The 23,248-nt window shown below is 71.9% G+C and carries 20 protein-coding genes and 1 riboswitch; of the genes, 10 read left to right on the forward strand and 10 right to left on the reverse strand.

The genetic code is table 11. The features are described 5' to 3' along the window. The first annotated feature begins 121 nt into the window (after window positions 1-121). A riboswitch (SAM riboswitch) is annotated at window positions 122-280 on the forward strand. A gap of 17 nt (window positions 281-297) precedes the next feature. From thrC to groL, 4 genes are all read left to right on the forward strand, one after another. After that, window positions 298-1,584: a threonine synthase gene (thrC, locus tag ACZ51I_RS22235; RefSeq protein ID WP_468878534.1), complete on the forward strand. Its 1,287-nt coding sequence runs from the start codon at window positions 298-300 to the stop codon at window positions 1,582-1,584. Window positions 1,585-1,598: 14 nt separating this feature from the next. Then, the gene (locus ACZ51I_RS22240; protein ID WP_468878537.1) at window positions 1,599-1,874 is read left to right on the forward strand and encodes a MoaD/ThiS family protein; all 276 of its coding nucleotides are present in this window, start codon (window positions 1,599-1,601) and stop codon (window positions 1,872-1,874) included. 395 nt (window positions 1,875-2,269) lie between these two features. Then, a complete protein-coding gene (locus ACZ51I_RS22245) occupies window positions 2,270-2,473 on the forward strand; it encodes a cold-shock protein (protein WP_015035246.1) in 204 nt (67 codons plus the stop codon). A gap of 310 nt (window positions 2,474-2,783) precedes the next feature. After that, window positions 2,784-4,412, forward strand: coding sequence for a chaperonin GroEL (gene groL / locus ACZ51I_RS22250; RefSeq protein WP_266967782.1), 1,629 nt, complete (start codon window positions 2,784-2,786; stop codon window positions 4,410-4,412). 93 nt (window positions 4,413-4,505) lie between these two features. Here the strand turns inward: groL and ACZ51I_RS22255 are convergent, their stop codons facing one another. Continuing rightward, on the reverse strand, window positions 4,506-6,188 hold the full coding sequence (locus ACZ51I_RS22255; protein WP_468878541.1) for a hypothetical protein: 1,683 nt from the start codon (window positions 6,186-6,188) through the stop codon (window positions 4,506-4,508). Then, window positions 6,178-7,842, reverse strand: coding sequence for a hypothetical protein (locus ACZ51I_RS22260; RefSeq protein WP_468878544.1), 1,665 nt, complete (start codon window positions 7,840-7,842; stop codon window positions 6,178-6,180). Before ACZ51I_RS22260 ends, ACZ51I_RS22255 begins: the two co-directional genes overlap by 11 nt. A 154-nt stretch (window positions 7,843-7,996) precedes the next feature. Between ACZ51I_RS22260 and ACZ51I_RS22265 the strand changes: the two genes are divergently transcribed. Then, entirely contained in the window at window positions 7,997-8,467 is a 471-nt protein-coding gene (locus ACZ51I_RS22265) for an SRPBCC domain-containing protein (RefSeq protein WP_468878547.1), read from the forward strand. Window positions 8,468-8,506: 39 nt separating this feature from the next. Here ACZ51I_RS22265 and ACZ51I_RS22270 read toward each other — a convergent pair whose 3' ends face one another. Further along, a complete protein-coding gene (locus ACZ51I_RS22270; protein WP_468878549.1) occupies window positions 8,507-9,262 on the reverse strand; it encodes a class I SAM-dependent methyltransferase in 756 nt (251 codons plus the stop codon). A 362-nt stretch (window positions 9,263-9,624) separates the two neighbouring features. Between ACZ51I_RS22270 and ACZ51I_RS22275 the strand changes: the two genes are divergently transcribed. Continuing rightward, window positions 9,625-12,720: an FG-GAP repeat domain-containing protein gene (locus ACZ51I_RS22275; RefSeq protein WP_468878551.1), complete on the forward strand. Its 3,096-nt coding sequence runs from the start codon at window positions 9,625-9,627 to the stop codon at window positions 12,718-12,720. A 63-nt stretch (window positions 12,721-12,783) separates the two neighbouring features. Here the strand turns inward: ACZ51I_RS22275 and ACZ51I_RS22280 are convergent, their stop codons facing one another. Then, complete coding sequence (locus ACZ51I_RS22280; protein ID WP_468878553.1) at window positions 12,784-13,734, reverse strand: aldo/keto reductase; 951 nt, start codon at window positions 13,732-13,734, stop codon at window positions 12,784-12,786. A gap of 249 nt (window positions 13,735-13,983) precedes the next feature. Between ACZ51I_RS22280 and ACZ51I_RS22285 the strand changes: the two genes are divergently transcribed. Continuing rightward, complete coding sequence (locus ACZ51I_RS22285; RefSeq protein WP_468878556.1) at window positions 13,984-15,480, forward strand: alpha/beta hydrolase; 1,497 nt, start codon at window positions 13,984-13,986, stop codon at window positions 15,478-15,480. Window positions 15,481-15,493: 13 nt separating this feature from the next. On the opposite strand, the gene murQ is transcribed toward ACZ51I_RS22285, so the two are convergent. Continuing rightward, complete coding sequence (murQ, locus tag ACZ51I_RS22290; protein ID WP_468878559.1) at window positions 15,494-16,423, reverse strand: N-acetylmuramic acid 6-phosphate etherase; 930 nt, start codon at window positions 16,421-16,423, stop codon at window positions 15,494-15,496. A gap of 53 nt (window positions 16,424-16,476) precedes the next feature. After that, window positions 16,477-17,394, reverse strand: a complete 918-nt coding sequence (locus tag ACZ51I_RS22295) for a MurR/RpiR family transcriptional regulator (protein WP_468878561.1) — start codon at window positions 17,392-17,394, stop codon at window positions 16,477-16,479. A 134-nt stretch (window positions 17,395-17,528) separates the two neighbouring features. Between ACZ51I_RS22295 and ACZ51I_RS22300 the strand changes: the two genes are divergently transcribed. Both ACZ51I_RS22300 and ACZ51I_RS22305 read left to right on the forward strand, forming a co-directional pair. Continuing rightward, window positions 17,529-17,885: a hypothetical protein gene (locus tag ACZ51I_RS22300; protein ID WP_468878564.1), complete on the forward strand. Its 357-nt coding sequence runs from the start codon at window positions 17,529-17,531 to the stop codon at window positions 17,883-17,885. Window positions 17,886-17,898: 13 nt separating this feature from the next. Then, a complete protein-coding gene (locus ACZ51I_RS22305) occupies window positions 17,899-18,168 on the forward strand; it encodes a DUF4031 domain-containing protein (RefSeq protein WP_468878566.1) in 270 nt (89 codons plus the stop codon). A gap of 118 nt (window positions 18,169-18,286) precedes the next feature. Here the strand turns inward: ACZ51I_RS22305 and cpt are convergent, their stop codons facing one another. The 4 genes from cpt to ACZ51I_RS22325 form a co-directional block, all read right to left on the reverse strand. Then, complete coding sequence (gene cpt, locus ACZ51I_RS22310) at window positions 18,287-18,808, reverse strand: chloramphenicol phosphotransferase CPT (RefSeq protein ID WP_468879622.1); 522 nt, start codon at window positions 18,806-18,808, stop codon at window positions 18,287-18,289. 31 nt (window positions 18,809-18,839) lie between these two features. After that, a complete protein-coding gene (locus ACZ51I_RS22315; RefSeq protein ID WP_468878568.1) occupies window positions 18,840-19,412 on the reverse strand; it encodes a dihydrofolate reductase family protein in 573 nt (190 codons plus the stop codon). Window positions 19,413-19,504: 92 nt separating this feature from the next. Beyond that, a complete protein-coding gene (locus ACZ51I_RS22320) occupies window positions 19,505-20,722 on the reverse strand; it encodes a Cmx/CmrA family chloramphenicol efflux MFS transporter (protein WP_468879624.1) in 1,218 nt (405 codons plus the stop codon). A 205-nt stretch (window positions 20,723-20,927) separates the two neighbouring features. Then, entirely contained in the window at window positions 20,928-21,620 is a 693-nt protein-coding gene (locus ACZ51I_RS22325) for an HD domain-containing protein (protein ID WP_468878571.1), read from the reverse strand. Between the two features lie 179 nt (window positions 21,621-21,799). Between ACZ51I_RS22325 and ACZ51I_RS22330 the strand changes: the two genes are divergently transcribed. After that, the gene (locus tag ACZ51I_RS22330) at window positions 21,800-23,236 is read left to right on the forward strand and encodes an MFS transporter (RefSeq protein ID WP_468878573.1); all 1,437 of its coding nucleotides are present in this window, start codon (window positions 21,800-21,802) and stop codon (window positions 23,234-23,236) included. Window positions 23,237-23,248 lie beyond the last annotated feature (12 nt).

Raw genomic sequence — 23,248 nt, forward strand, 5'->3', positions numbered from 1 at the left:
CGGTCCAAGGGCCCGGGCCTTCGGTTACAGTCTTGAACAACGCGGATGCCCGATGCACGTCGGGGTGCCGCCCGCGCCGGAGCGCAGGAACGAAAGTCCACCGCGCTTCACAATCGAATACCGCTCATCCAGAGGGGCAGAGGGAAACGGCCCGTTGAAGCCCCGGCAACCCTCCAGTCGGTCTCGTCCGCAGTCGTCGCACTGCGCCCGCGAGGCTCCCGGCTAGGGAAGGTGCCAAATCCGTCTCATGGCGAAAAATTCGTCATGGGAAAGATGAGGAGAAAGGGCCTCGCCTCCATGGCTGTACAGACCGTCGCTTCCGCCACCACCGTCGACCTCGGTCCCGCGTCCGGGCTTTCCTGTCGTGAATGCGGTGAAATCTTCCCGCTCGGCCCGATCTTCGCCTGCGAACTCTGTTTCGGACCGCTCGAAGTCGCGTACGACCTCCCCACCGGTGACCCCGAGGCGCTGCGCAAGCAGATCGAGGCCGGCCCCGCCAACATCTGGCGTTACGCCCCGCTGCTGCCCGTCCCCGCCGACGTCGCCGAGAAGCCGAACCTGAACCCCGGCTGGACCAAGCTCGTCCAGGCCGACAACCTCGCCCGCGAGATCGGCGTCGCCCCCGGCAAGCTCTTCGTCAAGGACGACTCCGGCAACCCGACCCACTCCTTCAAGGACCGGGTCGTCGCCCAGGCGCTCGAAGCCGCCCGCGCCTTCGGCTTCACCACCCTCTCCTGCTCCTCCACCGGCAACCTGGCCGGTGCCGTCGGCGCCGCCGCCGCCCGCGCCGGCTTCCGCTCCTGCGTGTTCATCCCGCACGACCTGGAGCAGGGCAAGGTCGTCATGGCCGGTGTCTACGGCGGTGACCTCGTCGCCATCGAGGGCAACTACGACGACGTCAACCGCTTCTGCTCGGAGCTCATCGGCGACCCGCTCGGCGAGGGCTGGGGCTTCGTGAACGTCAACCTCCGTCCGTACTACGGCGAGGGCTCCAAGACGCTCGCGTACGAGATCTGCGAGCAGCTCGGCTGGGTCATCCCCGACCAGCTCGTCATCCCGATCGCCTCCGGCTCCCAGCTCACGAAGATCGACAAGGGCCTCCAGGAGCTCATCAAGCTGGGCCTCGTCGAGGACAAGCCGTACAAGATCTTCGGCGCGCAGGCCGAGGGCTGCTCCCCGGTCTCCGCCGCCTTCAAGGCAGGCCACGACGTCGTACGGCCCCAGAAGCCGAACACGATCGCCAAGTCGCTCGCCATCGGCAACCCGGCCGACGGCCCGTACGTCCTCGACATCGCCCGCCGGACCGGTGGCGCCGTGGAGGACGTGAACGACGAGCAGGTCGTGGACGCCATCAAGCTCCTCGCGCAGACCGAGGGCATCTTCGCCGAGACGGCGGGCGGCGTGACCGTCGGCGTGACGAGGAAGCTCGTCGAGGCCGGTGTCATCGACCCGGAGCTCACCACCGTCGTCCTCAACACCGGCGACGGACTCAAGACCCTGGACGCGGTGGCCGACACCTCTCAGGCGACCGTCACCATCCGCCCGAGCCTGGACGCGTTCCGCGACGCCGGCCTGGCGCTCTGAAAGGTTACGAAGACATGGCCGTGAACGTCCGCATCCCCACCATCCTCCGCACCTACACGGGCGGCCGGTCCGAGGTCCAGGCCGAGGGCGCGACCCTCGCCGAGGTCATCGCGGACCTGGAGAAGAACCACACGGGCATCGCCGCCCGGGTCCTGGACGACCAGGGCAGGCTCCGCCGCTTCGTCAACGTCTACGTCAACGACGACGACGTGCGCTTCGAGCAGGGCCTGGAGACGGCCACCCCGGCCGGCGCGGGCGTCTCGATCATCCCGGCCGTCGCCGGCGGCTGAGCCGTACAGCCTTACCAGTCAGTACGAATTGCCCCTTCCGCGCGATAAGCGGAGGGGGCAATTCTGCATGGTTGAGCGCGGTAGAGTTGGGGAAGTCCCCTCCGCTGCTCATGCCGGGCGCATATGAGAATGCGTCCCCGCGCGACAAGAAGCAGCCAAAGTGCCTGCGCGTTGTGTACGTTCTGCGCGCTTTGCCGGGCCCGACTTGCCCCGTCATCCAGGGGATCATCCCCAATTCCCCTTTCCGGGACGCCCAGAATTCTCGGTCGAATGACCTGTTGCAGAGGGCAGTTGGGCAGATACATTCAGCGGCGGTCGACGCGTTCCGGCGCAGGGTCTGACCCGGGTCCGCGAAGTGCGGTCCCGCGCAAGGGCCAGTAATAGGGGAGTTAGGCATGGCTCAGGGCACCGTCAAGTGGTTCAACGCGGAGAAGGGCTACGGCTTCATCGCGGTCGACGGTGGTGCGGATGTTTTCGTCCACTACAGCGCGATCCAGATGGATGGTTACCGCAGCCTCGAAGAGGGACAGCGAGTCGAGTTCGAGATCTCGCAGGGCCAGAAGGGTCCGCAGGCGGACATGGTCAAGCTCGCCGTCTGAGCGCGGCGCGATCGGCCACCGACGCAACGCCGTCGAGGGGCCCGCATCCCTGAGGGATGCGGGCCCCTCGTGCGTTCCCCCGCACCCCTCGTCCGACGTCCCGATCATCGAGAGTCGCTTGCACTCTCCTATGCCGAGTGCTAATCATTGGCGTTAGCACTCGGAAGGTGAGAGTGCTACGAGGATCGGGCAGACGAGGTCGCCGTCCGGGTGGGGCAAGGAACCACACGGAGTCGCGGAGGCCGTCCGTCGCGGGCGTCGGCGCGGTCCTGGAGCGTTATCCACCCCATGTCCGGGAGGACCACTTCACATGGCCAAGATCATCGCGTTCGACGAGGAGGCCCGGCGCGGTCTCGAGCGCGGCATGAACCAGCTCGCTGACGCCGTCAAGGTCACCCTTGGCCCCAAGGGCCGCAACGTCGTCCTCGAGAAGAAGTGGGGCGCCCCCACGATCACCAACGATGGTGTCTCCATCGCCAAGGAGATCGAGCTCGAGGACCCGTACGAGAAGATCGGCGCCGAGCTGGTCAAGGAAGTCGCCAAGAAGACGGACGACGTCGCCGGCGACGGTACGACCACCGCCACCGTCCTCGCCCAGGCGCTCGTCCGCGAGGGCCTCCGCAACGTCGCCGCCGGCGCCAACCCCATGGCCCTCAAGCGCGGCATCGAGAAGGCCGTCGAGGCCGTCTCCGGCGCCCTCCTCGAGCAGGCGAAGGATGTCGAGACCAAGGAGCAGATCGCTTCCACGGCCTCCATCTCCGCCGCCGACACCCAGATCGGCGAGCTCATCGCCGAGGCGATGGACAAGGTCGGCAAGGAAGGCGTCATCACCGTCGAGGAGTCCCAGACCTTCGGTCTGGAGCTGGAGCTCACCGAGGGTATGCGCTTCGACAAGGGCTACATCTCGGCGTACTTCGCCACCGACATGGAGCGCATGGAGGCGTCGCTCGACGACCCCTACCTCCTGATCGTCAACTCCAAGATCTCCTCCGTGAAGGACCTCCTTCCGCTCCTGGAGAAGGTCATGCAGTCGGGCAAGCCGCTGCTGATCATCGCCGAGGACGTCGAGGGCGAGGCCCTGTCGACCCTGGTCGTCAACAAGATCCGCGGCACCTTCAAGTCCGTCGCGGTCAAGGCCCCGGGCTTCGGCGACCGCCGCAAGGCCATGCTGAACGACATCGCCATCCTCACGGGCGGCACGGTCATCTCCGAGGAGGTCGGCCTCAAGCTCGAGAACGCGGGCCTCGACCTGCTGGGCCGCGCCCGCAAGGTCGTCATCACCAAGGACGAGACCACCATCGTCGACGGTGCCGGTGACAGCGAGCAGGTCGCCGGTCGTGTGAACCAGATCCGCGCCGAGATCGAGAACTCCGACTCGGACTACGACCGTGAGAAGCTCCAGGAGCGCCTCGCGAAGCTGGCCGGCGGCGTGGCCGTCATCAAGGCCGGTGCCGCGACCGAGGTCGAGCTCAAGGAGCGCAAGCACCGCATCGAGGACGCCGTTCGCAACGCGAAGGCGGCCGTCGAGGAGGGCATCGTCGCCGGCGGCGGCGTGGCCCTGCTCCAGGCGTCGAGCGTCTTCGAGAAGCTCGAGGCCGACCTGTCGGGCGACGAGGCCACGGGCGCGAACATCGTGAAGCTGGCCCTCGAGGCCCCGCTGAAGCAGATCGCGGTCAACGCCGGCCTCGAAGGCGGCGTCGTGGCGGAGAAGGTCCGCAACCTGCCCGTCGGCCACGGCCTGAACGCCGCGACCAACGAGTACGTCGACCTCATCGCCGAGGGCATCATCGACCCGGCGAAGGTCACGCGCTCCGCGCTGCAGAACGCCGCGTCGATCGCCGCGCTGTTCCTCACCACCGAGGCCGTCATCGCCGACAAGCCGGAGAAGGCGTCCGCGCCGGCCGGCGGCGGCATGCCGGGCGGTGACATGGACTTCTGATCCTCACGGATCGGCAGTTCATCGCTGAACGCGAACGAGGGCGGCACCCCCACCAGGGGGTGCCGCCCTCGGGCGTTTCGTCGGCAGTGGTGATCAGCGCACGTCGACGTAGTCCCCGCCGGCCGCCGCCGGGGAGTTGAAGTGCCGGTAGTCGCCGAAGCAGTGGATCCGCCAGGAGCCGTCGGCGCCCGCCTTCGCCCTCAGGGAGACCTTGCCGGTGGAGCCGGCGCGGCCGGAGGCCACGGTCTTCCAGGTCCTGGAGCCCTTCGGCTGGAACTGCAGGACCACGGGAGCGTTCCCGTACGCCCGCCAGGCCCCGTCCCAGTAGTGCTGGAGCCCGCCGGTGACGGTCACGTACCCGCCCTTGGCGACCGGCTCGGGACCGGCGTTCAGGGAGACGATCCGGGTGTCGTTGCGGACGAGCCGGAAGGACCCGCTGCCGGACTCGGCGAACTGGTCGGTGGTCAGGTGCCGGACGCGGTACCAGCCGCCGCGGCTCGCGGCGGAGAGCGTGAACGTGTTGTAGTACGCGGAGTTCACGCTCGCCGTGGCGATCTTCTTCCAGCCGCCGTCGACGGACTGCTCCAGCTGGAGGTACTGCGCCGTCGGGAAGGACGGTTCCCGCTCGTACGTGGCGCGGAAGGTGCCGGAGACCGTGACCTGGCCGTCGGCGGAGAGGCCGATGGACGTGAGGTCGGTGCGGGACTCCAGGGGGATGGCCAGCGCCCCGTAGATCGGGTCGAAGCTCAGGTACCGGTCCGGGGAGTCGACGGTCCAGCCGCCCGACTCCTTGCCCGAGGCGGCGACGAGCCGTGCGCTGAAGCGGCCGTCCGCCCCCGTGAAGACGGTCGCGGGCGTACCGATCCCGTACTGGGGGGCGCCGAGGCGCACGCGGACCGGCTCGTTCGCGACCGGCGCGTTCCCGGCCGCGGGGTCGGTCATCCGGCCGCTGATGGTGACGGTCGTGCCGTTGAGCGCCCGCTTCTTGTCGGAGGTGGCCGTGACGGTCACCTTGCGCGGCGTCCATTCGTAGACGCTGTGGTACGTCTCGACGGAGCCGTGGACCTCGGTGCTGTCCTCCGAGAAGGTCGCCCGGACGTGACTGTAGCCGTCGATGTCCGCGGTGGTGATCGGGTACGCCTCGCCGGTGAACCCGCCGGTCGCGTCGGTGACGGCCTGGGCCGTGGGGGCCTCCCTCGGGAACAGCCGGTAGGAGACCGAGCGGCCCGCCAGCGGCACCGCGTCCCCGGATCCGGGCTGGATCCCGACGAGGGTGCCGGCGGGGCGGGTGTTGCGGTCGGCGTAGGAGGGCTTGCTGAGGGTGAAGGCGGGTATCGCCGGGCGCAGCCGGAAGTCGAGCTGTCCGGCGTCGGTGCGGGTGAGCTTGTTGCCGAGCGAGTCGGTGGCGGTGACGTCGATGGCGTACGTCCCGAGGGACGGGATGGTGCCTCCGTCCTCGGTGAGCTTCAGGGTGGCCTCGGCCGGCAGCCGGAAGGTGTTGGCGTATCTCGGGTCCCAGGCGTAGTCCGCGGTGAGCGCCGGGATGGTGGCGACGACGGTGTCGCCCTGCCGGATCCGGGCCGAGACGGCGGTGATCTTGGCCTGCGGGGCGTCGGACCAGGCGGTCACCATGAAGGTGCCGCGCTGGGTCTCGTCGGTGACCGCCCGGCCGATGCCGACGGCCGGGGTGTCCTCGGCGAGGGCGGGGGCGGTCGACGCGGCCAGGGCCACGGCGGCGACGGCTGCCGTCAGGGTGAGGCGGAGGTCAGCGCGCATCGATGTACTTCGCATTCGTCTCGCTGTAGAAGTAGCTGCCCGTGGTGTTGAGGTAGAGCGCCCAGGAGCCGTCGCCGTAGGCGGTGGCGCGGTAGCTGAAGTTGCCGCTGGTGTTGGTGGTGATGCTCTTGGTCACCCAGTACCACTGGTTCTCGCCCTTGGGCTTGTAGACCAGGGTCAGCTTGGCCCCGCTGAGCGGCTTCCAGACGCCGCCGACCTTGCGCTGGACGGTGCCGGAGACGGTCATCTTGGCGTTCACCGCGGGCCGGGTGGGGCTGATGGTGAAGGCGGAGAAGCGGCTGAAGGTGCGGGCCCGCTTCAGGGCGGTGCCGGACTTGGCGACCAGCTCGTTCGTCTCCGGGTGGTGGACGCGGTACAGCGCGCTCTCGTAGCCCTGGGCGGCGAGGGTGTAGCCGCAGTAGTCGTCGGCTCCGCCGGACCGGAGGGTGCGCCAGGTGCGTCCGCCGTCCAGGGAGGCCTGGAGCTGCACGGGCTGGCCGTAGGAGCAGTAGCCGGTGCCGATCCTGCCCTTGGCGGTGACGGTCCGGTGCTCGTCGAGGGTGATCGTGTAGGAGGTGTACGAGAACTGCTGCGGGACGGCGATGTCGGCCTTGTCGTACACGTGGTTGGTGCCCTGGAAGTACACCGAGGGTCGCAGGGTCGTGTAGACGAAGTCGGTGCTGTACTGGGCCCGCGCGGCGAAGGTGAAGGTGCCGGTCGCGGAGGAGGCGACGCCGCCGAGCACGTTCACGGCCGACCGGTCGTAGTACCCCGGTTCCTTGCCGGTCGCGACGACCGGAGCGGCCGCGAAGGGCTTCCAGGTGCCGCCGGTGTACCGCTCCACGCGACCGGTGACCTGCACGTTCGTACCGGCGAGGACGCGGTACCGGTTCAGGTCGGAGCTGATGCGGTAGACGAGCTGCTCGATGCCCAGGTGCGGGACGGAGACCTGGTCGTCCGGGTCGTTTCCGGTGCCGGTGGTGACCACGGTCGCGGTGCCGCCGTTGACCTCGGCGTTCGGGGTCAACGGCAGGGAGAAGGTGCCGTCCGCGAGCGTCGTGGCCGTGGCGGTCGTGGTGCGGCTGGCGCCGTCGTACAGGTTCAGCGTGACCTGCACCTTGGTGCCCTCGGGGGCGGTGGTGCGGGCTCCTGTGGCCGGGTTCCAGAGGGTGGTCCTGCCGGAGAGCACGGCCTGTCGCCGGTCGTAGTCGGTGGTGTCGCGGTCCCAGGAGAGGCCGGTGACGCCGACGTGCGGACGGTAGGCGTAGGTGCCGCCGGTCCACTGCTTGGTGGTCTCGCCGGGCAGCCGGTACTCGACGCGGACCGGGTAGTCCCCGAGGGCCGTGCCCTCGGGGAGGACGACCGGCGCGTCGGTGGTCCAGCCGGAGGACTGCGAGGTGAGCGCCTCCGTGGAGGCGAGGACGGCGGCGTCCGGAGCGGTGGAGTCCAGCACGCTGACCTTGACCCAGAGTGCGTTGGAGGGCAGCACCAGGCGGTAGCGCCCGTCGTCCAGCGTGCTGCCGGTGGTGCCCGTCCAGTCCGCGTGCGCGGCCGGGGCGTGGACGACGGCGGGCGTGATGACGCCCGCCGAGAGAGCGAAGACGGCGGCCGCACGGACAAAGGCGTGCGGAAGCCTGCGCGTTGAGCGCGGCAAGGGGACCCCCCACAGGTCTGAGATCGCGGCCCTCGCCCTCAATCCGGGCGGGCGCGTGGCAGCACTTTAGCGCTCACCTGTTGAACAAGTTCATTCGCTTTACGGGAGTGCCGGGGTGATCCTGGAATGGGCCCTTCGTGAAGGGAACGGAGCCATGGTCACCCTGCTCACGACGCCGGCCGACCGCGAACTGGTCGTCACCCGCACCTTCGACGCCCCGCCGGCCCGCGTCTGGGAGGCGTGGACGCGGCCCGAGCACGTGCGGGAGTGGTACGGCGCGGCGGGGCTGACCACGTCCGTCGTCGACATCGACCTGCGGGCGGGCGGTGCCTGGCGCTGGGGCCAGACCGGGCCGGACGGCCAGGAGATCGTCTTCTCCGGCACGTACGAGGACGTCGTCCCGGCGGAGCGGCTTGACTACACGGAGGTCTTCGAGCAGATGCCGGACGCCGAGCCGGTCCGCGTGACCCTCACCTTCGACGCGACCCCCGACGGCGGCACGGCCCTGACCAGCACCTCCTTCTGGCCGTCGAACGAGGTCAGGGACCAGGCGCTGGCGGCGGGCATGGAGGCGGGGGTGAGGGAGCAGTACGACCGGCTGGCGGAGCACCTGGAGACGATGTGAGGTCTGGAGCCTGTCCCGCCTTGATCCGCCGGACAGGCCCTACGGGCGGCGGAAGAGGCCCGTCCAGAGGAAGGACTCGCCGAAGGCCGGGGAGTCGGCGGACCGGGCCCGCATGCGGCGGAGCTCGATCTCTGTCAGGTCGCCGAAGATCGCGCGGAGCGAGGTGTCCGTGTACGCGAGTCCGCCCTCGAGGCGACCCTTCCGGTAGAAGTCGGCGTCCGGGAGTTCGGAGCCCATGCCGCCCTCGCCGGCGGCGAACGCGGTGAGCGCGAAGTGGCCGCCGGGGGCGAGGGCGCGGTCGAGGAGGGCGAGGTGGCTGATCCGGTGGTGCGGGGGCAGGTGGTGGAAGCAGCCGGAGTCGTAGATCAGGTCGTACGGCCCGTCGAGGAGCGCGGTGAAGGCGTCACCGCACAGGAACCGGACGTTCTCGGCACCCGTCGCGGCGGCCCGCTCCTCCGCCCAGGCGACGGCGGTGGGCGAGAGGTCGACGGCGGTGACGTCGAAGCCGGCGGACGCGAGGTACAGGGCGTTCCGGCCGGGCCCGCAACCGAGGTCGAGGGCCTTGCCGCCGGCCGGGAGCAGGCCCTGCTCGACGTACGACACGAGGTTCTCGTCGGGCTTGGCGACGAAGAACGGCACGGGCTTGTCCCGGTCCGCGTAGAACCCGTCCCACCACCCGGCCCCGCTCTCCGTCCACCGGTCGGCACCGGGCAGGAACAGGCCGTCGAGCAGGGCGAGGACGTCGTCGACGGTGCGGACGGTGCGGGCGGGCGGGCTCGTGTCGGTCTGGCTCATGCGGATCTCCCCTCCGAGTCCCCCAAGAATACGGGGAGTTGGGGTGAAAGCCCAGTTCAGAGTGGGTGCGTTGACCTTCTGTGCGGGCCCGTGCGGGCCGCCGTCGAGGCCCCGGTCCTGAGATCCCCGGGGGTGCCTCAGGGCCCGTGAGGTCGCCTCCAGGGCCCGGGACGGGAGCTTTCAGAGGTCCTCCGAGCGGGGTTTCTGGCGCCTTCGATTCGCCTGAATGTACGATCCGGCTGCCGACAGGGGGGTCCCGCCGGCCCCCGGCCGTGCGGCCCGCACTGCGTCTGCCGCCCTGCCCGTCGCGCCCGCCCTCCCTCGTCGTACCCGTCTACACACCCGTACGAGGGGACACGTACTTGTCCGTCCGAAGAGCCGTCGCGCTCGCACTGAGCGCGGCCCTGGGCATCACCGGCCTGACGGCCACCGCACCTTCCGCACAGGCGGCCAGCGCCTCCGACGCGCCGTACGACGTGACGATCGCCGCGCCGGTGGACTCCGGCGGAACGGCCGACATGGTCCTCGTCGCGGCCGGAACCGGCGTCCAGATGATGCGTGGGGGAGAGGCGGCGTCCCCCATCTGGCAGAGCCTGACGGACGGGCGGGTCGACCACGGTCCACTCTGCGACACGGGGGACTCGTTCTCCCGCGGTGACAGGGTCGCCTGCGTCGGGTACGAAGAGGTTACCGTCCACGACTTCGCGACCGGCGCCGACTTCACCCGGCCCTTCGCCCACGAGCAGTGGTTCCCCGTCCTCGCGCCGGACCGACTGCTCGCCGCCGACGCCGGGGCCGACGGAACCGTCCTGCACCTCCTCGGCTACGGCCCGGACGCCCGCGAGGACCTGGAGGTGTCCCTGCCGGGGGACACGATGCCCTCTGTCCTGGGCTATGACGACGCCGGCGCGCTCATCCGCTACGGCGCCACCACCGCGCTCGTCAACTTCGCCACGGGCGCACTCACGCCGGTCCCCACCCTGCCGTTCGGCACGAACTCCCCTCGTGCCGTCCTCAGCGCCGACTGGATCGTCCAGTACGGCGAGTCGAACCCGGACAGGGCCTTCATCGTGTCCCGCACAGACCACGGCGACCCGGGCCGGACGGTGGAGCTGCCGAACGACGTCGCCGACGCCGACGGACAGATCGGCGTCGTCGGCGACTGGATCGTGGGGTGGTACGTCCGGTCGTCCGACGCCGAGAGCCCGTCGGCCGTCGCCACGCCGATCGGCGGGGGCGAGACGCGCGATCTGGGCTTCCTGGCGTACGGCGGGATCGAGACCGGTGCGGACGGCGCCCTCTACATGGTGGGCGGCACCGACGCCGCCCACTCGGGCGTGCGGCGGATCGCGCCGGGCGCCGACGGGGCCCCGGCGACCACCCGGGTCCTGGCCCTTCCCCCCACGCTTCCGTACACCGGCCTGACCATGTCCAACGGCCGGATCGTGACGGAGACGCGGTCGACCACCCACACGCTCCGGGGCTTCGACGTGTCCCTCTCCGGCGCGCGCAAGGCCGTGCCGACCTGGACCTGCGACGCGCTGGAAGCCCTCGGCCCGAACTGCCCGTCGCTCCTCGCGTCGGACGACGGGGGCATCGCGACGTGGTGGCGTGACACCGGGGACGGCCGTCTGGTCACCCTGGAGAACGGGCACCGCCCGGCGTCCGGCGGCCAGCCGGCGTGCTACGACTGCGCCGTGAAGGCGCGGGTCACCACGCCCGGAGCCGCGGGGACCACGCGCACGGTCACGCTCGCCTACCCGGGAACGCTCCAGGTGGCGCTGGTCCACGGCGTCTCCGGCCGGTACGTGCACTTCCGCGGCACCACGGCCGCGGGGAAGCGCTCCGTCGTCGCGGACATCGAGACGGGGAAGATCCTCCGGGACACCCCCGTGGCCGGGTACGCGCTGCAGGGCGGCCGGCTGTGGACCGCGTCCGCCACGGACGACACCGTCTCCGCGATCGACCTGCGGACGGGCGCGACCGTCGAGACGCACGACCTCGGGACCAACTGTGTCATGTACACAATCGAGGCGGTCGGCACGTGGCTCTACGGGAAGTGTCCGGGCGCGACGTCCGCGACCGTGTACGACCGTGAGAAGAAGGTGTCGACCAAGGTCACGGTCGACCGCGACACCGAGCCGCACCTGGGCGACGGCTTCCTCGTCTCCAGTGATGACGGCTCCATGGGCTACTCGCTGACGGTGAGCGACGTCCGGTCCGGTGCGCGGGTGGACCGGCTCTTCGGCCCCCTCGGGTACGACCAGATCGAGGAACCCCAGGCCTGGACGGTCGACCGCTTCGGCGGGGGCTTCGCGTACATCGACTCCTGGCGGGCGGTCCACGTTGTCGGTCTCGGCGGTGCCACGAGCCCGCTGACCGCCCTCGACTCCGACGCTCCCCCGTCCGCCGGCCTCAAGTCCGCTCCCTGGAAGCCCCGCTGGTGGCTCTCCAAGCCGGCCGCCTCCTGGTCCCTGACGCTCCGGCACAAGCTCACCGGCAAGGTCGTCCGTAGCCTCGCCGGCGGCGAGGCCCGTGGCATCGTCGCTCCCTCGTGGGACGGGAAGGACGCGGCCGGGCGGTTCGTCGCGAACGGCGCCTACACGTGGGCGCTGACCGTGAAGGCCGCCGACGGGCAGGGCGCCGATCTGGCCCTCTCCGGGGCCGTCTCCGTGACCGGCGGGGCCGCCGTGTGGCGGGACCTCGCCGGGGACGACGGTTTCGGGGATCTGCTGGTGATGGACAGCGCCGGGCTCGTGTCCATGTACCGGGGGACCGGGACGGGCGCGCTGTCCGCGCGGATCGCCGGTACGGGGACCACGTTCGCCACGACCTCCGTGTTCGTGCCGACGGGTGACCTGAACGGCGACCGGTGTGCGGACGTCTACGCCCGCGTGGGCGACCAGCTGCGCGCCTACCGCCCCGGGTGCGGGAAGGTCGTCTCGGCCTCCTCGCCGTACACGCTGGTCGGGTCCGGCTGGGGACAGTACGACGTGATCACGTCCTCCGGCGACGTGAACGGCGACGGGTACGCCGATCTGATCGCCCGGCAGGCGTCCACCGGTGACGTGTACTTCTACGGCGGCACCGCCGACCACCGGGTCAAGGCCCGCGTCCGGATCGGCGCCGACTGGAAGCTGTACAAGAAGCTGGTCGGCGCCGGGGACCTCAACGGCGACGGGCGCGGCGACCTGCTCGGCGTGGACGCCTCCGGGGTGCTCTGGCGGTACTACGGCACCGCGACCGGCGGCGTCAGCGCGCGCGTGAAGGTCGGCAGCGGCTGGGGCGGCTACTCCTCGCTCGTCGGCGTCGGCGACCTGTCCGGCGACGGGCGCGCCGACCTTGTGGCCCGCGACACCGCCGGAAAGCTGTGGCGCTACAGCGGCACCGGGACCGGCGTGTACGGCGCCCGGGTGGCCATCGGCAGCGGGTGGAGCACCTTCAAGAGCCTCTCCTGACCCGCACCCGAATCCGAGGGCCCGGCCGCACCGCGCGGCCGGGCCCTCGGGCTTTTCCCCCGGTCAGGCTTCCTGGGGCTCGGTGTCCCGGTGGACGCGGTCGAGGAGTTCCAGCTCCTCCGGGGTGAGACGCAGGGCGCCGGCGGCGACGTTCGCGGCGAGGTGGTCGGGGTTGCCGGTACCGGGGATGGCGAGGAGGTGGGGGCCCTGGTGGAGGGTCCAGGCGATGCGGATCTGGGCGGGGGTGGCGTCGTGGGCCGCCGCGACGGCGAGGAGCTCCTCGCGCTCCGGGGCGGTCGCCCCGCCCTCGCGTCCGGCCGCGGCGATCGCGTAGAAGGGGACGAAGGCGACGCCCTGTTCGCCGCAGTGGCGGACGAACTCGTCGTACTCGGCGCGGACCCCGATCCCGTACATGTTCTGCACGCAGACGACGGGGGCGATCTCCTGTGCCTCGGCGAGGTGCTCCGGGGTGATGTTGGAGAGGCCGAGGTGACGGATGAGACCCGCCTCGCGGAGCTCGGCGAGGGCGCCGAAGCGCTCGGCGACCGAATCGTGGCCGACGACACGGAGGTTGACGACGTCGAGGTGGTCGCGGCCGAGCTGCCGCAGGTTCTCCTCGACCTGCGCGCGCAGCGCGGCGGGGGTGCGGGCGTGCTCGCTCCAGGCGCCGGAGGCGTCACGGGCGGGGCCGACCTTGGTGGTGATGACCAGGTCGTCGGGGTAGGGGCCGCCGAGGGCGCTGTTGATCAGCTCGTTCGCGGAGCGGAGCGGCGAGAAGTAGAAGGCGGCGGTGTCGATGTGGTTCACGCCGAGCTCGACCGCCTTGCGCAGGACGGATATCGCGCGGTCGCGGTCCATCGGTACGGCGTTCGCGACGAGCGCCTCGCCGTGCTGGGGGAGCCGCATGGCGCCGAAGCCGACACGGTTGACGGCGAGATCCCCGCCGAGGGTCCAGGTGCCGGAGTGGGAGGCGTGAGGGGCGCGGGTCGGGGCGGTCGAGCCTGTGGTGGTCATGGCGGGGATGATCTCCCGCGGGCCGGGACGACGCCAGCGGATCGCCCTTCCGGGCGATGGCGCTGCGAGGGGGCGTGACCCGCGGCGGGCGGTGGTCCGCGGCCCGGCCCGACGGCGGGCCGCGATCCGGCGCGGGTCCGCGACGAGTCGCGCTCCCCAACCCGATTCTTCCGTCGGGGGGTTGGCCCCACCCCGGGGTCGCCAGCCTGCCGGATGGGGGCCCCGGCGCCCGTCCGCGAGGCTGTGCGCATGACAACGACTCGTGGACGCAAGGCCCTGCTGCTCGCTCTCTCCGCCGCCGTCGTGGCCGGGGCCGGAATCGTCGGTGGTGGGGTCGCCCCCGCCGCCGCTGCCGGGCTGGCCTGGGGTGACTGCGACCCCGGCGTGAAGCCGCTGCCCGGCCAGCAGTGCGCCACCCTCTCCGTCCCCCTCGACTACGCCCATCCCGACGGCGAGCAGATCGGTCTCGCCGTGGCCCGGCTGCCCAGCACCCGGCCCGAGGCGCGGCGCGGGACGCTCATGGTGATCCCCGGCGGCCCCGGGAGCTCCGGTGTGCAGCGGCTCGGGCAGAAGGGGGCCGCTCTGGCGAAGGAGATGAACGGCGCGTACGACCTGGTGGCCTTCGACCCGCGCGGGGTCGGCGGCTCCGCGAAGGCCCGGTGCGGCTTCGCCGAGGACGACCGGCGCCTGGTGACCCTGCGGTCCTGGCCCGCCGCCGACGGCGGCATCGGCGAGAACGTGGCCCGCTCGCGCCGGATGGCGGAGGCGTGTGCCCGGAACGGCGGTGCGATGCTGCGCGGGCTGACGACGGCGAACCAGGTGCGGGATCTGGACCGGCTGCGGCAGGCGCTCGGCGAGCGGAAGCTGTCGGCGTGGAGCGTGTCGTACGGGACGTACGTCGCCGCCGTGTACGCACAGAAGTTCCCGGAGCGCACCGACCGCTGGGTCCTCGACAGCAGCGCCGACCCCGACCCGAAGCGCGTGGCCCGGGGCTGGCTCGCGAGCATGGCGCGCGGCGCCGAGGACCGTTTCCCGGACTTCGCGGCCTGGGCCGCCCACCCGGACCGGGCGAAGGAGGGCCTGCGCCTCGCCGAACGCCCGGAGGACGTACGGCCCTTGTTCCTCGGCCTCGCCGCCCGGCTCGACCGCGCGCCGCGCGCCTCGGCGACCCCCGGCGTACCGCTGACGGGCACGGTGCTGCGGCAGGCGCTCCAGCAGGCGCTGTACTCCGACGCGGCCTTCCCGGCCTTCGCCCGATTGATGTCCCGGGCTCTCGACCCGGCGGGCGTGCCGGTGCTGCCGCCCGAGCTGGCCGGGCCGATGCCGGACGAGGCGGCGACGGTGAGCGTGGGCGTGATCTGCAACGACGTGGACTGGCCCCGTTCCGTACCGGCGTACGAGCGGGCCGTCGCGGCGGACCGCGAGCGGTACCCGCTGACGGCCGGGATGCCGGCGAACGTGACGCCGTGCGCCTTCTGGAAGGGCGGCGCGGTGGAGAAGCCGACCCGGATCACCGACCGGGGCCCGTCGAACGTACTCATGATCCAGAGCCTGCGCGACCCGGCGACCCCGCACTCCGTGGGGCTGCGGATGCGGGAGGCCTTCGGCGACCGGGCGCGCCTGGTCTCGGTGGACACGGGCGGCCACGCGGTCTACCTGGGTACCGGGAACGCGTGCGGCGACGCGGCGGTGACCCGGTTCCTCACGGAGGGCGTACGGCCCGACGCGGACGTTCTCTGCCGGTGACGCGGCGGAGGGATCACGCGGTGGGCGGGTGCAGTGCCGCGCGCAGGTGGCCCTGGGAGGCGGTCAGCCGCGCGGCGGCCGTGGGGGCGTCGATGTCGGCGAGGATCATGAGGATGGCGTTCTTCACCTCGCCGTCGGCGGCGGCGAGCGCGGTCTCGATCTGCTCGTCCGGGGCGCCGGTGGCCAGGGCGACGATCCGCCGCGAGCGGGCCTGGAGCTTGTCGTTGGAGGCGCGGACGTCGACCATCAGGTTTCCGTAGGTCTTGCCGAGGCGGATCATCGTGATGGTCGAGATCATGTTGAGGACCAGCTTCTGGGCGGTGCCGGCCTTGAGGCGGGTGGAGCCGGTGAGCAGCTCGGGCCCGGGGACGACCTCGATGCCGTGCTCGGCGGCGGCGGCGAGCGCGCTGTCCTCGTTGCAGGAGAGGCCGATGGTCAGCGCGCCGCGGGCGCGGGCGTGCTCGACGGCGCCGATGGCGTACGGGGTGCGGCCGGAGGCGGAGATGCCGACGACGGTGTCGTCGGCGGTGAGCCCGAGGGCGTCCAGGTCCTCGGCGGCGAGTTCACGCGAGTCCTCGGCGCCCTCGACGGCCGTGACCATGGCCGGCGGGCCGCCCGCGATGAGGCCCACGACCCGCGACGGGTCGGTGTTGAAGGTGGGCGGGCACTCGCTGGCGTCGAGGACGCCGAGGCGGCCGGCGGTGCCCGCGCCCATGTAGACGAGGCGTCCGCCGCGGGCCATCCGTTCGGCGGTGGCGTCGATGGCGGCGGCGATCGCGGGGAGCTGCCGGGCGACGGCCTCGGGGACGGTCCGGTCCTCGCCGTTCATGGTGCGGGCGATCTCCAGCGTCGGGAGCCGGTCGATCTCGGCGAGTTCGGGGCGGAAGGCCTCGGTGGTGAGGGTGGCGAGCTGGGCGCGGAGTGCGGAGTACGAGGTGGACACGGGAGCTCTTTCGGTACGGCGGCGGCGTCGGCGCCGGTTCTGGGCGGGTCCGGTCAGCGGCTGCGGGGGGAGTGGCGGTGGGCGAGGGCCTCGTAGGAGGCGGCGAGGGCGGGGGCGGCCGTCTCGTACGTGCGCTGGGTGACACAGGTGAACAGGCAGTCCACGACCAGGAGTTGACTGGTGCGGGAGGACATGGCGGCGGGGCGCAGTTCGCTCTCGCGGGCCGTGGAGGTGGTCAGGACGTGGTCGGCGTACTGGGTGACGGGGCCGTCCGGGCGGCCGGTGACGGCGACCGTGGTGGCGCCGTGGTCGAAGGCCGCCCGCAGCGGTTCTATGACGTCGCCGGTGGAGCCGGAATGTGTGATGGCGATGGCGACGTCCCCGGAGCGGAGCTGCACGGCGTTGGTGACGGCGAGGTGCGGGTCGCTGTGGGCGTGTGCGATCAGGCCGATCCGGAGCAGCTTCTGTTCGAGGTCCTGGGCGACGAGGCCGGAGGCGCCGATGCCGTAGATGTCGATGCGGCGGGCGGTGGCGAGGGCGGCGACGGCGGCGCCGAGCTGGACGGTGTCGAGTCCGGCGGCGGTGTCGGCGAGGGTCTGCTGCTCGTCGTAGGCCAGCTTGGCGACGACGTCGGCGATCGGGTCGTCGACGGCGATGTCGGCGGTGACGGCGGGGGCGCGGCCGGACTGCTGCTGGGCGGCGAGGCCGGCGAGGGCGAGGCGCAGGTCGCGGTAGCCGGGGTAGCCGAGGAGCCGGGCGGTGCGGACGACGGTCGCCTCGCTGGTGCCGGTGAGCTCGGCGAGGCCGGTGACCGTGAGGGCGGCGCAGCCGGCCGGGTCCCCGGCGACGGCCTCGGCGACCCGCTGCATGGAGCGCGTCATGGACGGGCCGAGGGTCCGCACCTTGGCCGCGAGCGCCGCGGGGGCGGGGGGCGCGTCGCTGGTGAAACTTTCCTTCACGTCATTGGTCACACCTGAAAGATACTTTCGGGCGGGGTGGGGCGACAAGACCCCGTCACCGGGCTCCGCCCGGCCTCGCCGGTCCTCCTGGCCCCGGACCCGGAGGGGACCTTCGTCCTTTCCCTCCGTCGGGGGACAATGAGCCCATGGACGACATCGACCCCGTGGAGCAGGCGCTGCACGCCGCTCGCGCGCTGGTTCTGGCCGACCTGGTGGCCCGGAAGGTGGCCGCCGCCGAGGTCGTGTCGATGGTGGAGGACGCGGTGACCCACCGGCGCTGGTGGGTCGAGCAGTGGCCCGAGGGGGTCTCGTACGTCGCCGGGCTCGTCGCCCAGGACGTGCAGGACGCCCTGCTGGAACGGTACGGACGCTGGCCGCTCTGCCCGGTCTGCGCCTCGGGCGACCCGCACGCCCTCGACGTGGAGCCCGAGCTCGGCCCCGACCCGCACTGGGTCTGCGGCAAGCAGGGCGTGGTGGTGGCCCCGGTGGGCGGCCTGACGTGACGGGAGCTCGCGCGTGACCCTCTACATCGACCCGCCGACCTGGCCGGGCCACGGCCGCATGTGGTCGCACCTGGTCAGCGACGTCTCCTTCGAGGAGCTGCACGCCTTCGCCGCCTCGATCGGCGCCCCGCCGCGCGCCTTCGAGCGGGACCACTACGACATCCCCTCCGACCGGTACGCGGACGCGGTGGCGGCGGGCGCGATCGAGGTCGGCTCGAAGGAACTGCTCCGGCACCTCACACGGGCGGGGCTGCGGCGGCCCAAGGGGCGGCCGGTCGCCTGACGCTCGTCCCGGGCTCCAGCGGCCGACGGGGCCGCTCGGTCGCTTGACCCCCGTCCCCGGTCTCCGCCGGCCGAGGGGCCGCCGCTCCGGCCGCCTGACGTTCCTCCCGGGCTCCGCGTCAGCCGAGCGCGGCGGCGATGGCGCGGGCGCACTCCAGGGACTCCGTGTGGGTCGTGTCGACCTCGATGTCGTACTCCACGCCCTCGTGCACGATCCGGGCCTGCTGTGCGGCCATTCCGGCGGTCCGGTCCCCGCGGGCGATCTCGCGCCCCTCGGCGACGGCGCTGTCGCACCGGACGCCGACCCACAGCACGGGCAGGTCGCCGAGGGCCTCGCGCCACCGTCGCTGGGAGGCGGCCCCGCCGAGGAAGACGTCGTCGACGACGATCCGGGCACCGGCCCGCGCCATCGCCACGAGCCCGCCCGCCCAGGCGGCCTCCAGGGCCCGGAAGTCGGCACCGACACTGACCCCGCCGTCGGCGTCGAAGACGATCCCCTCGTCGGATGCCCGCATCTTCGCGGGCAGGGCGTCGACGAACGAGTCGACGCCGAACGCCAGCCACGGGTCCGGCAGTACGGCCTGGAGGCATCGCACGATGCCGGTCTTCCCGGAGCTGGACCCGCCGTTGAGGATGATCATCCGTGTCGTCACCGGGTCACCCTAGGGGCGCTCAGCGGACGACGTCGAACACGTTTTTCTGCAGGCCGTTCGCGTAGACCTCGTGCTCGACCAGCTTCAGCTTCTGGGTGTCCTTGTCCGTGGTGCTGAAGAGCCGCTTGCCCGCGCCGAGCAGGAGCGGGAAGACGAGCAGGTGATACCGGTCGATCAGGCCGGCGTCCGACAGGGCCCGGTTCAGGGAGGCGCTGCCGTGGACGATGATCGGCCCGCCCTCGGTCTCCTTCAGGGCGGCGACCTCGTCGAGCGAGCGCAGGATCGTCGTCTCGCCCCAGTTCGGCACCAGGTCGTCCTCGGTGAGGGTGGTGGAGACGACGTACTTCGGCATCACCTTGTAGTCGGCGAAGTCCGCCATGTCGGGCCACACGGGGCTGAACGCCTCGTAGCTGGTCCGGCCGAGCAGCATCGCGGTGGCCTCCTTCTGCTCCCGGCCCTTGATCTCGAACGCCTCGGGGAGGAACTCGACGTCCTTGAACGTCCAGCCGGAGTTCCGGTAGCCGGGCTCGCCGCCCGGTGCCTCCACGACGCCGTCGAGCGAGACGAAAGCGGTGCTGATCAGGGTGCGCATCTGGGGTCCTCGGTGGCTCGTGTCGGGTGGGTGCTCATCATCTTCGACCGGCGGCCACGGGGAAACTCATCGCTCGGCGCGCGCCTTTTCCCTCAGCAGGGCGCCTCGGCCTCCTGCTTTTGCTCCCGCTTCTGCGGGGAGGCGCCCGAGGTCACCACGCGTGACGGGGACTTGTTGAGTCTGAGGGCGACCGCCGCCGTCGCCAGACCCAGGGCCGTCATCGCCGCGCCCGCCCAGGCGGTGGAGGCGTAGCCGAGGCCGGCGTCGATGACGGTGCCGCCGAGCCAGGGGCCGCCGGTGTTGCCGAGGTTGAACGCCGCGGTGGTGGTGGCGCCCGCGAGGGTGGGGGCGGCGCCGGCGACGTTGAACATACGGGCGTTGAGGGCGGGGGCGGTGTAGAAGGCGGAGACGCCGAGGAGGAAGGCGAGCAGGACCGTGGCGACGGGGCTGGACGCGAAGACGGCGAGGGCGACCAGGAAGACGGTCGAGGCGGCGATGCCGGTGAGCAGTACGCCGAAGAGGTGGGCGTCGGCGACACGGCCGCCGATCGTCGTACCGACCAGGGCGCCGATGCCGAAGAGTCCGAGGACGGCCGACACCCAGCCCGCGTCGAGCCCGGAGACGTCGGTGAGGAGCGGGGCGAGGTAGGAGAAGGCGCAGAAGACGCCGCCCGCCGCGAGCGCGGTGGTCGTGACGGCGAGGAGGACCTGGCGGTCGCGGTAGATGGCCAGTTCCCGCCTGAGGCGGGGCCTGGTCCGGGGGAGCGGGAGGTGCGGGATGCGGGTGACGACGCCGACGAGGGCGATCGCGGAGGCCGCGCCGACCGCCCAGAACGCCGAGCGCCAGCCCAGGTGCTCGCCGAGGAACGCGCCGGCCGGGACGCCGAGGACGTTGGCGATGGACAGGCCGCCGATCATGACCGCCATCGCCTTGGCGCGTGAGCCGACCGGGACCATCGCGATGGCGACGGCCGCGCCGACCGCCCAGAAGCCGGCGCAGGCGAGCGCGCTCACGACCCGGGAGGCGAAGAGGACGGCGTAGTTCGGGGCCAGCGCGCCGGCGACCTGCCCGAGGCCGAAGGCGGTGATGAGGGCGATCAGGGTGGTCTTGCGGGGCAGCCGGAGCGTCGCGACGGCGAGCAGCGGCGCCCCGACGACCATGCCGATCGCGAACGCGGAGATGAGCAGTCCGGCACGGGGGATGGAGACGTCCATGTCCTCGGCGATGGGCGGAAGGAGCCCGGAGAGCATGAACTCGCTGGTGCCGAGCGCGAAGACGGACAGGCCGAGGACGTAGACGGCCAGGGGCATACGGGCCGGGGGTATGTGGGGCGGGGCGGGCGCGGCGGTCGGGGAGTGCTCGGCTGAGGAAGACGGCATGACATGCGTCAACCTGCGGTTCGTGCCTGCCATTCCTCAACCGCTGGACGTCTCACGACGCGGGACCGCCTCAGGCCGGCCGTCGGAGGACCGGGAGCCTGGGGTCCGTCCGGCGGTGCCCGTCCGCCCGTTCCGTTCAGCCCTGGCCGGACATGTCCGTCAGCTCCGCCAGTTCCCGTTTCAGGTTCTCCCTGGCCCTGCCCTCCCAGGCCGCCGCCCCGTACGGGGTGCGGAAGAGGCGGGGGAGGTCGAGGAGCTGGCGGAGGATGGCGGCGCGGCCTTCGCGGAAGGCCGGTTCCGGGACGAAGGCGTACTCCTCGCGGACCGCCGCCGTATACCCCCCGTACGTATCGGGGTCGGTGGCCAGGATCGCCAGATCGGCGTCGCAGAGGGTCTCGCCGTTGAGGTCGCCCGGGGCCGGGTCGTGGGTGGTGGTGAGGCGGACCAGGCGGGCCACCTCGGCCACCTCGTGCGGGGTGAGACCGGCTTCGGCGAGGGCCTTCTCGGCGAGGATCGCCGAGCGTTCCTCGTTCTCCGAGCGGTCCGGTCGGTAGACGGCGTCGTGGAACCACGCGGCGAGGCGTACGAGCTCCAGCTCGCCCCCTTCCCCGCCCTGGTCGGCGAGCTCGTCGATGCGGTCGAGGACCGCCCGGAGGTGGTCGACCGTGTGGTAGCGGCGCTGCGGTTCGGCCCAGCGGGACAGCAGGTTCCGGCCGTACGGGGCGGGGTCGGGGCCCTCGTGGCCGGCGCGGGCGGCGAGCAGGGTGGAGTTCCAGCGCTGCAGTAGGTCCGGATCGGGATCCCGGCGGTGCTCTTCCTCGGCGGTCATGGGGGCATTCTGCCCGTCCGTGGGTGCGGAGGGAGTGCTTCCCGCGCGCGGAGGGAGTCCTTCCCCCGCACCCCGGTCCGCGCCCTCATCTCACCCTTACATACCCCCCATGGGTATGCTACGGTGCTGCCCACGGGTACCCCCTAGGGGTATGCAGCAGCGAGTGAAGGGTCAGGGCAATGTCAACCGTCAATCCCCGGCGCTGGTGGGCACTTGTCGTGCTCGCCGCCGCTCAGTTCATGGTCATCATGGACACCTCGATCATCGGGGTCGCGCTCCCCGAGATGCAGAAGGACCTGGGCTTCACGCAGGGCGAGCTCCAGTGGGTCTTCAACGCCTACGTGATCGTCTTCGGCGGTCTGCTGCTCCTGGGCGGACGCCTCTCCGACCTGGTCGGCGCCCGCAGGATCTTCGTCACCGGCTGGGCCGTCATGATCGCCGGCTCGGTCCTCGCCGCGGCCGCCCAGACCGCCTGGGTGGAGATCGCCGGCCGCGCCGTGCAGGGCGTCGGCGGCGCGCTCATCGCACCCTCCGCCATGACCCTGCTGATGATGCTCTTCATGCACGACCCGAAGGAGCTCGGCAAGGCGATGGCGCTCTACGGCGCCGCCGCCCCCGCAGGCGGCACCGCGGGCGTCTTCCTCGGCGGCGTCTTCACCGAGTGGGCCGCCTGGCAGTGGGTCTTCATCATCTACATCCCGATCGGCCTCGCGACCCTGGCCGCGGCCAAGCTCCTCCCGAACGTCGAGTCCCGCCGCGGCTCCGTCGACGTCCTCGGCGCCGTCGCCGTCACCGCCGGCCTGGCGCTCGCCGTCTTCGCCGTCGTCCGTGCCCCCGAGGTCGGCTGGGGCGCCACCGCCACCGTCCTGGAGCTGGCCGGCGCCGCGGTGCTCCTGGTCCTGTTCTTCGTGATCCAGAAGAGCATCCGCGAGCCGCTCATGCCGCTCAGCGTCTGGCGGGTCCCGCGCCTCGGCTCGGCCAACCTGGCGATGGCGCTGCTCGGCGCCGCGTGGATCCCGATGTGGTACTTCCTCAACCTGTACCTCCAGCAGGTCCTGGGCTACGGGGCCTTCGCCTCCGGAGCCGCGCTGCTCCCGATGACCGTGCTCCTCATGATCTTCATGACGGCCATCACCGCCCGGCTCATGATGAAGGTCGGCGCCAAGCCGCTCATCGGCACCGGTCTGCTGCTCCTCGCGGCCGGTCTGGTCTGGCTCTCCGCCGTCGAGCCCACCGGCTCCTTCGTCGTCGACGTCCTGCCGGCCTCGCTGGTCGCCGCGCTCGGCATGTCCCTCGCCTACATCCCGGCGATGATCGCGGCCATGTCCGGCGCCCCGCAGGAGCAGGCCGGTCTCGCCTCCGGCATCGTCAACACCACCTACAACGTCGGCTCCGCGCTCGGCCTCGCCGCGCTGACCGCCGTCGCCATGTCCCAGGGCGCCGACCAGCTCGGCAACCTGCCGAAGCTGACCGAGGGCTTCTCCTCCGCCTTCATCGGCGCCGCGATCGTCGCGGCCGTCGGCGGTGTCGTCACCCTCCTCGTCATGAAGGGCGACAAGGCGGTCGCGGCCGAGGCCGCCACCCCCGCCCCGGAGGCCGAGAAGGTCTCCGCCTGACCGAGAACAGCA

It is taken from the genome of Streptomyces sp. NPDC034084 (genome assembly GCF_055575535.1).

Coding starts and splice junctions, on each gene's coding strand:
- thrC (WP_468878534.1), top strand. CDS start 298: ATGGCTGTACAGACCGTCGCTTCCGCCACCACCGTCGACCTCGGTCCC.
- ACZ51I_RS22240 (WP_468878537.1), top strand. CDS start 1,599: ATGGCCGTGAACGTCCGCATCCCCACCATCCTCCGCACCTACACGGGC.
- ACZ51I_RS22245 (WP_015035246.1), top strand. CDS start 2,270: ATGGCTCAGGGCACCGTCAAGTGGTTCAACGCGGAGAAGGGCTACGGC.
- groL (WP_266967782.1), top strand. CDS start 2,784: ATGGCCAAGATCATCGCGTTCGACGAGGAGGCCCGGCGCGGTCTCGAG.
- ACZ51I_RS22255 (WP_468878541.1), bottom strand. CDS start 6,188: ATGCGCGCTGACCTCCGCCTCACCCTGACGGCAGCCGTCGCCGCCGTG.
- ACZ51I_RS22265 (WP_468878547.1), top strand. CDS start 7,997: ATGGTCACCCTGCTCACGACGCCGGCCGACCGCGAACTGGTCGTCACC.
- ACZ51I_RS22270 (WP_468878549.1), bottom strand. CDS start 9,262: ATGAGCCAGACCGACACGAGCCCGCCCGCCCGCACCGTCCGCACCGTC.
- ACZ51I_RS22280 (WP_468878553.1), bottom strand. CDS start 13,734: ATGACCACCACAGGCTCGACCGCCCCGACCCGCGCCCCTCACGCCTCC.
- ACZ51I_RS22285 (WP_468878556.1), top strand. CDS start 13,984: ATGACAACGACTCGTGGACGCAAGGCCCTGCTGCTCGCTCTCTCCGCC.
- ACZ51I_RS22300 (WP_468878564.1), top strand. CDS start 17,529: ATGGACGACATCGACCCCGTGGAGCAGGCGCTGCACGCCGCTCGCGCG.
- cpt (WP_468879622.1), bottom strand. CDS start 18,808: ATGATCATCCTCAACGGCGGGTCCAGCTCCGGGAAGACCGGCATCGTG.
- ACZ51I_RS22315 (WP_468878568.1), bottom strand. CDS start 19,412: ATGCGCACCCTGATCAGCACCGCTTTCGTCTCGCTCGACGGCGTCGTG.
- ACZ51I_RS22320 (WP_468879624.1), bottom strand. CDS start 20,722: ATGCCCCTGGCCGTCTACGTCCTCGGCCTGTCCGTCTTCGCGCTCGGC.
- ACZ51I_RS22325 (WP_468878571.1), bottom strand. CDS start 21,620: ATGACCGCCGAGGAAGAGCACCGCCGGGATCCCGATCCGGACCTACTG.
- ACZ51I_RS22330 (WP_468878573.1), top strand. CDS start 21,800: ATGTCAACCGTCAATCCCCGGCGCTGGTGGGCACTTGTCGTGCTCGCC.